At 69.8% G+C, this 11,989-nt stretch carries 11 protein-coding genes; 7 read left to right on the top strand and 4 right to left on the bottom strand.

The genetic code is table 11. The annotated features are described in order from the left end of the window. Positions 1–25: 25 nt before the first annotated feature. From ACT54X_RS18155 to ACT54X_RS18145, 3 genes are all read right to left on the bottom strand, one after another. Complete coding sequence (locus ACT54X_RS18155; RefSeq protein WP_476347675.1) at positions 26–916, bottom strand: SMP-30/gluconolactonase/LRE family protein; 891 nt, start codon at positions 914–916, stop codon at positions 26–28. Positions 917–920: 4 nt separating this feature from the next. After that, on the bottom strand, positions 921–1,751 hold the full coding sequence (locus ACT54X_RS18150) for an NAD-dependent epimerase/dehydratase family protein (protein ID WP_294372702.1): 831 nt from the start codon (positions 1,749–1,751) through the stop codon (positions 921–923). 129 nt (positions 1,752–1,880) lie between these two features. Beyond that, positions 1,881–2,909, bottom strand: coding sequence for a LacI family DNA-binding transcriptional regulator (locus tag ACT54X_RS18145; protein WP_294372699.1), 1,029 nt, complete (start codon positions 2,907–2,909; stop codon positions 1,881–1,883). Between the two features lie 170 nt (positions 2,910–3,079). Between ACT54X_RS18145 and ACT54X_RS18140 the strand changes: the two genes are divergently transcribed. From ACT54X_RS18140 to ACT54X_RS18120, 5 genes are all read left to right on the top strand, one after another. Continuing rightward, positions 3,080–3,856, top strand: coding sequence for a FadR/GntR family transcriptional regulator (locus tag ACT54X_RS18140; RefSeq protein WP_294372696.1), 777 nt, complete (start codon positions 3,080–3,082; stop codon positions 3,854–3,856). 124 nt (positions 3,857–3,980) lie between these two features. Beyond that, entirely contained in the window at positions 3,981–4,955 is a 975-nt protein-coding gene (locus ACT54X_RS18135) for a Bug family tripartite tricarboxylate transporter substrate binding protein (RefSeq protein WP_476347673.1), read from the top strand. Positions 4,956–5,012: 57 nt separating this feature from the next. After that, positions 5,013–5,924 carry a 5-dehydro-4-deoxyglucarate dehydratase gene (gene kdgD, locus ACT54X_RS18130; protein ID WP_354320013.1) on the top strand — a complete coding sequence of 304 codons (912 nt, stop codon included), beginning with the start codon at positions 5,013–5,015 and terminating at the stop codon, positions 5,922–5,924. 115 nt (positions 5,925–6,039) lie between these two features. After that, entirely contained in the window at positions 6,040–7,377 is a 1,338-nt protein-coding gene (locus ACT54X_RS18125) for an enolase C-terminal domain-like protein (protein ID WP_354320012.1), read from the top strand. A 31-nt stretch (positions 7,378–7,408) separates the two neighbouring features. Then, the gene (locus tag ACT54X_RS18120; protein ID WP_476347670.1) at positions 7,409–8,845 is read left to right on the top strand and encodes an aldehyde dehydrogenase family protein; all 1,437 of its coding nucleotides are present in this window, start codon (positions 7,409–7,411) and stop codon (positions 8,843–8,845) included. Between the two features lie 256 nt (positions 8,846–9,101). Here the strand turns inward: ACT54X_RS18120 and ACT54X_RS18115 are convergent, their stop codons facing one another. Beyond that, positions 9,102–10,271 (bottom strand): MFS transporter, encoded by a 1,170-nt coding sequence (locus tag ACT54X_RS18115; protein WP_476347668.1) that lies wholly within the window; start codon positions 10,269–10,271, stop codon positions 9,102–9,104. A gap of 95 nt (positions 10,272–10,366) precedes the next feature. Between ACT54X_RS18115 and ACT54X_RS18110 the strand changes: the two genes are divergently transcribed. Both ACT54X_RS18110 and ACT54X_RS18105 read left to right on the top strand, forming a co-directional pair. After that, on the top strand, positions 10,367–11,050 hold the full coding sequence (locus ACT54X_RS18110) for a TetR/AcrR family transcriptional regulator (protein WP_294372680.1): 684 nt from the start codon (positions 10,367–10,369) through the stop codon (positions 11,048–11,050). Between the two features lie 23 nt (positions 11,051–11,073). Continuing rightward, a complete protein-coding gene (locus ACT54X_RS18105; protein ID WP_476347667.1) occupies positions 11,074–11,979 on the top strand; it encodes a helix-turn-helix domain-containing protein in 906 nt (301 codons plus the stop codon). Positions 11,980–11,989 lie beyond the last annotated feature (10 nt).

Here is an 11,989-nt window from a genome sequence, read left to right as displayed (position 1 = left end):
GTGGTGTGGCGGTCTTCTTGGGGCTTCAGGGTTGCCAGGCCGGCTCGGGCAGGCCCTGCGTTCCCGGCTGCAGCGCGAAGACGCCGCCGGCCAGGGGTTGATCCGACAGGTCGCCAGCCGGCCGGATCGAGGTGACGAAGAGGGTGTCGAGCGCGGCGCCGCCGAATGCGCACATGGCGGGCTTCTTGACGGGCACTTCGAGCGAACGGTCGAGCCGGCCGTCGGGCGTGAAGCGGTGCACCAGACCGGCATCGTTGCCGCAGATCCAGTAGCCGCCGTCGACGTCGATGGCGGCACCGTCGGGCCGGCCGGGCAGGGGCTTCATGTCGGCGAAGAGGCGCCGGTTGATGGGCGTGCCCGTGTCCGGGTCGTAGTCGAAGGCCCAGATGGCCTGCGCGTCGGGATGCGAATCCGACAGGTACATCGTGCGGCCGTCCGGGCTGAAGGCCAGGCCGTTGGGTGTGATGAGGTCGCCCAGCACGGGCTGCAGCGCTGCGCCGTCCAGCCGGTAGAGCACGCCGACACGCGCGGCAGCGCCCATGTCCATCAGCATGGTGCCCGCCCAGAAGCGGCCCTGGCGGTCGCATCGGCCGTCGTTGAAGCGCATGCCTGGGCGGACATGCTGCACCGGTGCCAGGACTGTGAGCTGCGCCTGGCTGCCGGAGCCGAGGGTGAGCGTGTGCACGCCGTCCTCCATGCCGGCCAGCCACTGGCCGGGCCGGCCCGCCACGGCGGCGATGCAGGCGGGCATCTGCGGCGTGGCCCATTGCCGGTGGCCGTCGGCCGCCGCCCAGCGGTTAAGCGTGCGGCCTGGGATGTCCACCCAGTACAGCGCCTGCTCGCCCGCATGCCACACCGGGCTCTCACCCGTGCCGTGGCGCGCGTCGACGACGAGTTCGGCTTTGGATGCCTGCACGGCCTCAGTCTCCGAAGGGGCCCTGGGCAGTGAAGGCACCGCCCTGGTAGATGGCGTTGGGGTCGTCGGCCGCCACCGGCGGCTGGGTTTCAACCTGCGCGCGGAAGACCTCGGAGCCGTCCTGCGGCACCCAGCCCAAATGGGCCGCGGCGCGGTTGTCCCACCATACGTCGCGGTTGGCCGATGCGCCGAAGACCACCGTGTGGCCGACCTCCGGCGTGAAGAGGGACCGCTCCACCAGTCGCGTGAGATCGTCGTAGCTGAGCCAGGTGCTCATCATGCGGCGGTTGGCAGGCGCCGGGAACGAGGAGCCGATGCGGATGCTCACCGTCTGGATGCCGTACCGGTCCCAGTAGAACTGGGCCATGTCCTCGCCGAAGGACTTGGACAGGCCATAGTAGCCATCGGGCCGGCGCATGGCAGTGGCGTCGATGTGCTCGGTCTGCTTGTAGAAGCCGATCACATGGTTGGAGCTGGCGAACACGATGCGGCCCACGCCCTGGCGACGCGCGGCCTCGTAGACGTTGTAGATGCCCTTGATGTTGGCCTCGAGGATCTGCTCGAAGGGTCGCTCCACCGAGATGCCGCCCAGGTGGACCATGGCGTCGCAGCCGGCCAGCAGGTCGTGCACGGCCGCCTTGTCGGCCAGGTCGCACGGCACGACCTCCTCGTGCGCGCCGCGCGCGGCGCCCAGCGGCGCGATGTCCGAGACGCGAAGCCGCTCGGCAAAGGGCACGAGCCGCTCCCGCAGCACCTGGCCGAGGCCGCCGGCCGCGCCGGTGAGCAGCAGCCGCTGCAGGCGACGGGCAGGACTGGAGGAGGAAAGGGCGGTCATGGAATCGGCGGCCTGTGATCGACGGGATGCAACGGTGCTGCATCGAAGGTAAACGTTTAACTTCGCGGCTTGAAAAAAGCCACGAAGGGCTGGGCGCGATGGTGCGCACGGCCTGTGCCGGCGTCAAGTTCAGCGCACTAAGTGCTTACCCTTGATGAGGCTGCGGGTCGAGCTTCGTGCGACGAGTCGCGGAGGGATAACGTTTTCCTGCGCTGCAACATCTTCACCGTGGATGGCGCCGATCAGCCGGCGCATGGCGAGCTCGCCCGTGGCCTCGCCCATCATGTCCACGCTGGTCAGGGCCGGGCTCACCAGGCGGCCGTAGGCGATGTTGTCGAAGGCCGCGACGGACACCTCGTCCGGCACCGCAATGCCCAGGGACTGGGCCTCCAGCAGCAGCCCCATGGCCAGCAGGTCGTTGTAGGCCACGATGGCATCGCCCCGTTCCGGCGAGAGCAGCAGGCTGGAGGCGAGCCGCTCGCCTTCCTCGGTGGAAGGCGCCGACGCGTCGACGGTGCGCACGCTGGCCTTTACGCCCTGGAAGGCCTCGCGCAGGCCGCGCTCGCGGTCGGCGCTCCAGCGCGCGCCGGAGAAACCCAGGTAGGTGATGCGGCGGTGGCCCAGGTCCCGTAGATGACGGCCCAGCATCAGCCCGGCCTGGTGGTTGTCGCAGCCCACGCTGGCATGCTGCGGATAGGGGGACGGGCGGCCGAAGAAGACGACCGGCGTTCCGCTGTCCAGCACACCCTGGATGGCGGCGGCCGGCAGGCGGGCGCTGACCACCAGCCCATCCACGCGCCGGCACAGCGACTGCAGGACCCCCAACTCGGGCGACGTGCTTTCGGCCGCGTCGGCAATGATGAGGTTGAGGCCCGCCGCGGCCGCCACCCGCGCGGCGCCGCTGACGAGGCTGGTGAAGTAGGGGTTGCGGATGTCCAGGATCACCACGCCGACGTTGCCGGTGCGGCCGGTGATCATGCCGCGGGCCATCGGGTTGAGCGAATAGCCCAGTTCGCGCACGGCTTGCGTGATGCGGGCTTCGACCTCGGCGGTGAAGCGCTGGCCGCCGTTGACGAACTTGGACACCGTGGCAGTGGAGACCTTCGCCGCCAGGGCGACGTCGCGGATGGTGGCAGCGCGCTTGCGCGGAGAACTCATGGACAGGCGGGGCAGAGAGGGCAGGGTGGGAGCGCGACCATGCCACAAAGTGCGCGCCTTGCGGCGGCGGCGCATGCGGTCACCGGCTGGAAGGCGGTCAGGTCCTAGGTTGTCGTACAACGGGCCGTCGTCTTATGATGGCTTCCATGCCCCGTTCGACCGCTCCAGCCATGCCCGCGACCCCTGCCGAGAACGAGGCGGTGCGGGCCCTGCCGCAGCGCCGTGCGCGTGGCCTGGCGCATGGCCTGGTGGACGACCTGGGTGAGCGCATCCGGGCCGGTCAGCTCCGCCCGGGCGACAAGCTGCCCACCGAGTCCGCCATCATGCAGACCTATGGCGTCAGCCGCACGGTGGTGCGGGAGGCGCTGTCCCGGCTGCAGGCAGCCGGGCTGGTCGAGACGCGCCATGGCATCGGCACCTTCGTGCTGCCGCCGCGGGCGGCCGGCATGTTCAGCCTGGATGCGTCCGAGATTCCCACCGCGGTCGATGTGATGGCGGTGCTGGAACTGCGCATCAGTCTGGAGACCGAAGCCGCTGGCCTGGCCGCACAGCGCCACTCCGGAGCCCATCTTCAGGCGATGCGGGAAGCCCTGGACGCCTTCGCGCAGGACGCGGGCGACGCGGGCGACTCCATTTCGCCGGATTTCCGCTTCCACCTCGCCATCGCGCAGGCCACCGGCAATCCCTACTTCGCCGAGATTCTGGGCCACCTGGGCACCAACATCATCCCGCGCACGCGCGTCAGCGCGATCCGCAACCAGGCCCACCGCGGCGAATACCTGGAGCGCGTAAACCGCGAGCACGAGGAGATCTTCTCGGCCATCGCGCGGGGCGATGCCGATGCCGCGCGCGCCGCCATGCGCATCCACCTGACCAACAGCCGCGAGCGCCTGCGCCGTGCCCGCGAGGAGGCGGCGCAGCGCCAGGCTTCCGCCGCCACAACCTGAGCACGGAGTGGGGTCTTTGCCCGAGAAGGGCGTGGACTTAGTTGTACGATGACTGACAACAAGACGGCCAACAACGACGCGTCATCCAAGCCGCCACGCGTTTCAAACCAAGACGGAGACAGACATGACCCTCAACCGCCGCCAGTTCGTCAGTGGTGCCTCAGGTGCTGCGCTCGTGGCCTCGGGCGCCGTCCGCGCCGCGGACACCTGGCCGTCCAAGCCGGTCCGCATCGTGGTGCCCTATCCGCCGGGCGGCTCGTCCGACATCATTGCGCGGTCCATCAGCCAGCCGCTGTCGCAGGCGCTGGGCCAGAGCGTGATCGTGGACAACAAGCCGGGTGCCAACGGCAACCTGGGCGCGGACATGGTCGCCAAGGCCGCGCCGGACGGCTACACCGTGCTGCTGTGCGACGTCGGCGCTCTGGCCATCAGTCCGTCGGTCTACACGCGGCTGCCCTTCGACCCTTCCAAGGACCTGCGTGGCGTGACCATGCTGGCCTATTCGCCGCACCTGCTGGTGGTGCATCCCTCGGTCAAGGCCAACACGCTGCAGGAACTGGTGGCGCTGTCGAAGACCAGCGACCTGAACTTCGCCGTCACCGCCACCGGCAGCGCGCCGCACCTGGCCGGCGTGGCGCTGGAGCGCGCCAGCGGCGCCCGCTGGACCTACGTGCCCTACAAGGGCGGCGTGCAGGCCATCCAGGACACCGTGGGCGGCCAGACGCAGGTGCTCATGAACGGCATGCTCGCCACGCTGCCGCATGTGCAGAGCGGCAAGCTCAAGCTGCTGGGCGTCTCCAAGCCCACGCGCATGCCGCTGGTAGGCGACGTGCCCACCATCGCGGAGCAGGGCGTGCCCGGCTTCGAGTCGGGCACCTGGCAGGGCGTCAAGGCGCCGCGCGGCACGCCGGACGCCATCGTGCAGCGGCTCAACCGCGAATTCATCGCTGCCATCCGCTCTGCCGAAGTGCGCTCGCGCCTTGCAGGGCAGGGCGCCGAGGTCGTGACCATGACCGGCGCCCAGGAAGAGCAGTTCTTCGACAAGGAACGCGCCCGCTGGGCCACCGTGGTGCGGCAGGCCGGCATCAAGCTCGACTGAGCGCTTCCCTTCTTTTTCTTCTTCTTCTTTCAACAAACGCTTCCAGGAAACCTGCAGATGAACCCGCAAGACCTCAAGACCATCATGGGCTCCGGCCTGCTGTCCTTCCCGCTGACGGACTTCGACGCCGAGGGCAACTTCGACAAGAAGGGCTACATCGAGCGCCTCGAATGGCTGGCCCCGTATGGCGCCAGCGCGCTGTTCGCGGCCGGCGGCACCGGAGAGTTCTTCTCGCTCACCGCCGACGAATACCCCGAGATCATCAAGACCGCGGTCGACACCTGCCGCGGCAAGGTGCCGATCATTGCCGGCGCCGGCGGTCCCACGCGCTTCGCCATCCAGTGCGCGCAGGCTGCCGAGCGGGCCGGCGCCCACGGCATCCTGCTGCTGCCGCACTACCTAACCGAAGCCGGCCAGGAAGGCCTGGCCGCCCATGTCGAGGCCGTGTGCAAGAGCGTCAAGTTCGGCGTCATCGTCTACAACCGCGGCCAGGCCAAGCTGATGCCCGAGACGCTGGCCAAGCTGGCCGAGCGCAACCCCAACCTGATCGGCTTCAAGGACGGCATCGGCGACATCGAGCTGATGAGTTCCATCTTCCTGACCATGGGCGACCGCTTCGCCTACCTGGGCGGTCTGCCCACGGCCGAGGTCTATGCGGCGGCCTACAAGGCGCTGGGCACGCCGGTGTACTCGTCGGCCGTCTTCAACTTCATCCCGAAGACGGCGATGCAGTTCTACGAAGCTGTTCGCGATGACGACATGGCCACGCAGCATCGCCTGCTGAAGGACTTCTTCATGCCCTACCTGGCCATCCGCAACAAGGGCCAGGGCTATGCGGTGAGCATCGTCAAGGCCGGCGCCAAGATCGTCGGCCATGGTGCCGGCCCGGTGCGCACGCCGCTGACCGACCTCAAGGCCGACGAGTATGCCGCGCTCGAGGCACTGATTGCCAAGCTGGGCCCGCAGTAATCCAGGCACTGCATTGCCGGCACACTCCAGGGCGGCTGGCGCCCCGCAGCTGACCGGCCATCGAAGCGGCCGCGCGATGAGCGCGGGCCGCTTTTCCCATCCCTCTGCGTCGATCATGAGTCACACGCCCACCATCACCGACATCGAAGTCATCCCGGTCGCCGGCCGCGACGGCATGCTGATGAACCTCAGCGGTGCCCACGCGCCCTTCTTCACCCGCAACGTGCTGCTGGTGCACGACAGCGCCGGCCGCACCGGCGTGGGCGAGGTGCCCGGCGGCGAGGGCATCCGGCAGGCCCTGGAGGACAGCCGCCCGCAGCTCGTCGGCCAATCCATCGGCCAGCATCTGCAGCTGCTGCAGCGCGTGCAACAGGCCCTCGCCGGCCGCGACCCGGGCGGCCGCGGCCTGCAGACCTTCGACCTGCGCATCGGCGTGCATGCGGTCACGGCCATCGAATCCGCCTTGCTCGACCTGCTCGGCCAGTACCTCGGCGTGCCGGTGGCGGCCCTGCTGGGCGAAGGCCAGCAGCGCGAGCGGGTGGAGATGCTGGGCTACCTGTTCTTCGTCGGCCCTTCCGACAAGACCGACCTGCCCTACGTGAAGCCGGGCGAGGACCGCAGCGCCAGCGACGACTGGGCCCAGGTGCGCCACATGACCGCCATGACGCCCGAGGCCATCGTTCGCCAGGCCGAGGCCGCCCATGCACGCTACGGCTTCAACGACTTCAAGCTCAAGGGTGGCGTGCTGGCCGGTGAGCAGGAGATCGAGGCCGTCCGCGCGCTCGCCGAGCGCTTTCCGCACGCGCGCGTCACGCTGGACCCGAACGGCGGCTGGCTGCTCAAGGACGCCATCCGCCTGATGCGCGACATGCGCGGCGTGCTGGCCTATGCCGAGGACCCGTGCGGCGCCGAAGGCGGCTTCAGCGGTCGCGAGGTGATGGCCGAGTTCCGCCGTGCCACCGGCCTGCCCACCGCCACCAACATGATCGCCACCGACTGGCGGCAGATGGTGCATGCGCTGTCGCTGCAGTCGGTGGACATTCCGCTGGCCGACCCCCACTTCTGGACCATGGCCGGCAGCGTGCGCGTGGGCCAGACCTGCCGCGACTGGGGCCTGACCTGGGGCTCGCATTCCAACAACCACTTCGACATCTCGCTGGCCATGTTCACGCACGTGGCGGCGGCCGTGCCGGGCAAGGTCACGGCCATCGACACGCACTGGATCTGGCAGGACGGCCAGTTCCTTACGCAGAACCCGCTGCAGATCCGCGGCGGCTTCGTCGAGGTGCCCAAGGTCCCGGGCCTGGGCGTCACCGTGGACCGCGCCGCGCTGCAGCGCGCCAACGCGCTGTATCAGCAGCATGGCCTGGGCGCGCGCGACGACGCGATCGCCATGCAGTACCTGATTCCCGGCTGGAAGTTCGACAACAAGCGCCCGGCCATGGTGCGCTGAGCCATTCCGTCATTCGACAAGGAGTCTTCTCATGAGCGAATTCAACAACCTCATCAACGGCGAATGGCTGGCCGGTGCCAGCTACAGCCCCAACCTCAACCCCAGCAACCTGGCGGACGTGATCGGCCAGTACACGCAGGGCGATGCCTCGCATGTCGATGCCGCCGTGGCGGCCGCGACCGCCGCCTTCCCGGCCTGGTCCACCGGCTCGGTCCAGGCCCGCAGCGACGCGCTGGACAAGATCGGCACCGAGATCCTGGCCCGCAAGGAAGAGCTGGGCGCGCTGCTGGCGCGCGAGGAGGGCAAGACCCGCGCCGAAGGCATCGGCGAGGTCACGCGCGCCGGCCAGATCTTCAAGTTCTTCGCCGGCGAATGCCTGCGCCTGTCGGGCGAGACCGTGCCTTCGGTGCGCCCCGGCATCGGCGTGGAGATCACGCGCGAGCCGGTGGGCGTGGTGGGCCTGATCACGCCGTGGAACTTCCCCATCGCCATTCCGGCCTGGAAGATCGCGCCGGCCCTGGCCTTCGGCAACTGCGTGGTGCTCAAGCCCGCCGACCTGGTGCCGGGCAGCAGCTGGGCGCTGGCCGAGATCATCCACCGCTCGGGCATTCCGGCCGGCGTGTTCAACCTGGTGATGGGTCGTGGCAGCGTCATCGGCAATGCGCTGGTGCAGCATCCGGGCATCCATGCGATCAGCTTCACCGGCTCGGTGGGCGTGGGCCGCGGCATCGCGCTGGAATGCGTCAAGAGCGGCAAGAAGGTCCAGCTGGAGATGGGCGGCAAGAACCCGCAGGTGGTGCTGGACGATGCCAACCTGGACCAGGCGGTCGAGCTGTGCGTGCAAAGTGCCTTCTATTCCTCCGGCCAGCGCTGCACCGCGTCGAGCCGGTTGATCGTGACCGAGGGCATCTACCCGCGCTTCATCGAGGCCATGAAGGCCCGCATGGCGAAGATCAACGTGGGCGATGCGCTGGGCCAGGGCACCGACATCGGCCCGGTCTCCAGCCAGTCGCAACTCGAGCAGGACCTGAGCTACGTCGAGATCGGCAAGGCCGAAGGCGCCACGCTGGCCGTGGGCGGTGAGCGCCTGTCGCGCGGCACCGAAGGTTTCTACATGGCCCCGGCGCTGTTCAGCGACAGCGGCAAGACCATGCGCATCAACCGCGAGGAAATCTTCGGCCCCGTGGCCAGCGTGATCCGGGTGAAGGACTACGACGAGGCGCTGGCCACCGCCAACGACACCGAGTTCGGCCTGTCGGCCGGCATCGCCACCACCAGCCTGAAGTACGCCACCCACTTCAAACGCCACAGCCAGGCCGGCATGGTGATGGTCAATCTGCCCACCGCGGGCGTGGACTACCACGTGCCCTTTGGCGGGCGCAAGGGCAGCAGCTACGGTCCGCGCGAGCAGGGGCGCTATGCGCAGGAGTTCTTCACCATCGTGAAGACGGCGTACACGCTGGCGTGAAATAAAAAGGCACCCCCATGCCGCTTCGCGGCTCCCCCTCTCTGGCGCCTTCGGCTTGGAGGGGGCGCACCCAGAGGCCTGGCAAAGCCAGTTCCTCGGGTGCCCTGGCGTGGCCTGCTCCGCGGCCATTTGATCGTTGGCGTCGCGCCAGTTTCATGCGGCGTGGGTGGCACGCAGCGCCGCGGAAAACTGACATGACGCACTCGGCCTTGCGGCCGGCAGGTGGCTTCATCGCCGCCTGCCGGCCGCGGTCGATTTACTGGGACGTCGCGGCGGGCCGGCGGGCGGCGATCCACAGCCCGAGCGCAATGGTCAGCCCCAGTACCGCGGCCACGGTGCCGACGAGGAACACGCCGCGGTAGCCCGCGCGGTCGGCCAGCAGCCCGGCCAGCGGGCCGGTCAGGCCGTAGGCGAGGTCCTGGAAGGCCGAGAAGGCGCCCATGGCCGTGCCGCGCAGGGGCGGCGCCACGCGGTGCACCACGTCGCGGCCCATGGCCGGGAACACCATCGAACAGCCCAGGCCCGTCATGAAGGCGCCGGCCAAGGCTGCGGTCGGCGTGGCGGCGGTCCACAGAATCGCCTGGCCCAGTGTCTCCACGGCCAGCGAGGCGGCGGCCACCGGCAGGCCGCCGATGCGGTCGGGCAGGCCGCCGAACAGCAGCCGCACCAGCACGAAGCCGGCGCCGAATGCAGTCAGGCCCAGGCCCGCATGCGCCCAGCCCTGGGCCCGGAAATGCAGCGCGAAGAAGGCGCCGATGGCGGCGAATCCGATGCCCTGCAGGCACACGATGGCCCCCTGCGGCGCGATGCGGCCGACCACGCGCCAGATGGAGGGACGTTGGGCGGCTGCCATCACGGGCATGCCGTCGAGCCGTGCCACGGCCAGCAGCGCCAGCGCCGGCAGGCCGGTGGCCACGGCCATCGCACCGGCCAGACCCAGACGGTCGTACAGCGCGATGCCCAGCGGCCCGCCCACGGCCAGCGCGCCGTAGATGGCGGCCCCGATCCACGCCAGCACCTGGCCCGAGCGGGCCGGCCCCACCAGGCCGATGCACCAGGTGATGGTGCCCACGGCCACCAGGCTTTCGCCCACGCCGATGAGCAGGCGCCCGATCAGCAGCACCTCGTACGCCGCGATGGCGCGCAGGCCCGGCAGCCCGGCCGCCAGGCACACCAGCGCGCCGGCGATGTAGCAGAGCAGGCCGCGCACCGTCGCCACCTTGGCGCCCTGCCGGTCGGTGAGCGTGCCGGCGACGCCGCGGCTGAGGATGGTGGCCAGGAAGGCGATGCCCACCGCCAGCCCGGCCCAGGCATTGCCCAGACCCAGCGTGCCGGCCACGAACAGCGGCACCGTCGGCAGTGTCATGCCCACGCACAGGCAGGCCACGAAAAGCACGCCGACCAGACACCAGAAGGGCAGCGGCATCGGCGCGGAAGAAGTCGTTGGAGGAGGTATGGAAGTCATGCGCCGATAATGCGACGAGTTCGTCAGGTTTTCCATTCGCATTCGCAGCCCTTGCCATGAGCCCACGTCGCAGCGCACCTCTGTCCTCGAGAAAGGAGCCCCAGCAGGCCCGCTCCGCCAACCTGGTGGCGGCAGTGCTCGAAGCGGCTGTTCAGGTTCTGGCGCAGGAAGGCGCGCAGCGCTTCACCACGGCCCGTGTGGCGGAGAAGGCGGGTGTCAGCGTCGGTTCCCTCTACCAGTACTTTCCCAACAAGGCGGCGATCCTGTTCCGGCTTCAGAGCGACGAATGGCAGCGCACCACCACGCTGATGCGCGGCATCCTGGAAGACGAGGCCCTGCCCCCGCTCGCTCGGCTGCGGCGGCTGGTGCTGGCTTTCATCCGCTCCGAATGCGAGGAGGCCGAGGTGCGCACCGCGCTGGCCGATGCCGCACCGATGTACCGCGATGCGCCCGAGGCCGGCGAAGCACGGGCGACCAGCGCCCGGGCCTTCCGCGTCTTCCTCAAGACGGTGCTGCCCGAGGCGGCCGGCCCCACGCGCACCCGCGCCGGCGACCTGATCCTGGACACGCTGAGCGGCGTGGGCAAGGCCTTCTCCGACAAGCCCCGCAAGCCGGCCGAGATCGAGGCCTACTCGGCCGCCATGGCCGACATGTTCTGCGCGTATCTTGTGGAGCTGGGCGCGTTGCCGGAGCCTGCGCCGGCGGCGCGCCGCCTGCGCGTTGCGCGAAAGCGTGGATGATGTCGGGCCACCGCGGAGATCCCATGCACTTCACCCCTTCGCCTTTGACGATGGCGCCGCGCGATGCGCTCGGCTGCACCGCCAGCACGCTGGTGCACGATGACGAGCTCGACGCCGGCGGCGTCCGTGTCTATCGCAAGGCCGTGACGACGACCCAGCTCGGGCCGGTGGAGACCGCTCCCTCGGACAGGGGCCTGCTGCTGGGCATCTCGCTCGCCCCGGGGCATCGCCGACGCATCCTGCACGCGCGACACGCCAGCACGCACGACTTCGGCTGCGGCGCGATCTACCTGCGCGACTTTGGCGAGCGTTACCGCGCCGACATGAAGACAGGTTTCGACTTCCTGCTGGTGGAGTTCCCGCAGGCCGTGCTGCGCCAGGCCACGGAGCGGCCCGTGGCCCCGGGGGCGCTGCTGGCCGCCTCGCCGGTGGGCGCCCATGACACGGTGCTGCACCACCTGGCGCTGGCGCTGCTGCCCGCGCTCGGTCGGCCGCAGCCGGGCTGCGGCCTGTTCATCGAGCAGGTCACGGCGGCGATGGCCGCCCAACTGCTCCTGCGTGCAGGCGCCGCGCAGCCGGCCGGCACGCGCCCGCGCCGCCGGCTGTCACCCCGCCAGGAGGCACGCGCCAAGGAGATGTTGGCGATGCGCGTGGATGGAGACCAGAGCGCCCAGGCCGTCGCCGAGGCCTGTGGCCTGTCGCGCAGCTATTTCATCGAGGCCTTCCGCGAGACGACCGGCCAGACGCCCTACCAGTGGGTGCAGGCGCAGCGGCTGGCACGGGCCCAGGCACTGCTGGCGCAGCCCGGGCTGTCGCTCGCGGCCATCGCGCTGGCCTGTGGCTTTGCGGACCAGAGCCACTTCACCCGCGTGTTCACCCGGCACATGGGCATGCCGCCGGGCACCTGGCGGCGCGGCGCCGGCCACTGAGGGCCTGCAA

The organism is Pseudacidovorax sp. DMC4 (genome assembly GCF_056314265.1).
The sequence above is the reverse complement of the archived record's forward strand: the minus strand, read 5'-3'. Positions and strand labels throughout refer to the sequence as shown.

What these genes read in the sequence shown, in the direction of transcription:
- ACT54X_RS18135 (WP_476347673.1), top strand. Translation starts at nt 3,981, where the DNA reads ATGACCCTCAACCGCCGCCAGTTCGTCAGTGGTGCCTCAGGTGCTGCG.
- ACT54X_RS18120 (WP_476347670.1), top strand. Translation starts at nt 7,409, where the DNA reads ATGAGCGAATTCAACAACCTCATCAACGGCGAATGGCTGGCCGGTGCC.
- ACT54X_RS18145 (WP_294372699.1), bottom strand. Translation starts at nt 2,909, where the DNA reads ATGAGTTCTCCGCGCAAGCGCGCTGCCACCATCCGCGACGTCGCCCTG.
- ACT54X_RS18140 (WP_294372696.1), top strand. Translation starts at nt 3,080, where the DNA reads ATGCCCGCGACCCCTGCCGAGAACGAGGCGGTGCGGGCCCTGCCGCAG.
- ACT54X_RS18110 (WP_294372680.1), top strand. Translation starts at nt 10,367, where the DNA reads ATGAGCCCACGTCGCAGCGCACCTCTGTCCTCGAGAAAGGAGCCCCAG.
- ACT54X_RS18115 (WP_476347668.1), bottom strand. Translation starts at nt 10,271, where the DNA reads ATGCCGCTGCCCTTCTGGTGTCTGGTCGGCGTGCTTTTCGTGGCCTGC.
- ACT54X_RS18125 (WP_354320012.1), top strand. Translation starts at nt 6,040, where the DNA reads ATGAGTCACACGCCCACCATCACCGACATCGAAGTCATCCCGGTCGCC.
- ACT54X_RS18105 (WP_476347667.1), top strand. Translation starts at nt 11,074, where the DNA reads ATGCACTTCACCCCTTCGCCTTTGACGATGGCGCCGCGCGATGCGCTC.
- kdgD (WP_354320013.1), top strand. Translation starts at nt 5,013, where the DNA reads ATGAACCCGCAAGACCTCAAGACCATCATGGGCTCCGGCCTGCTGTCC.
- ACT54X_RS18150 (WP_294372702.1), bottom strand. Translation starts at nt 1,751, where the DNA reads ATGACCGCCCTTTCCTCCTCCAGTCCTGCCCGTCGCCTGCAGCGGCTG.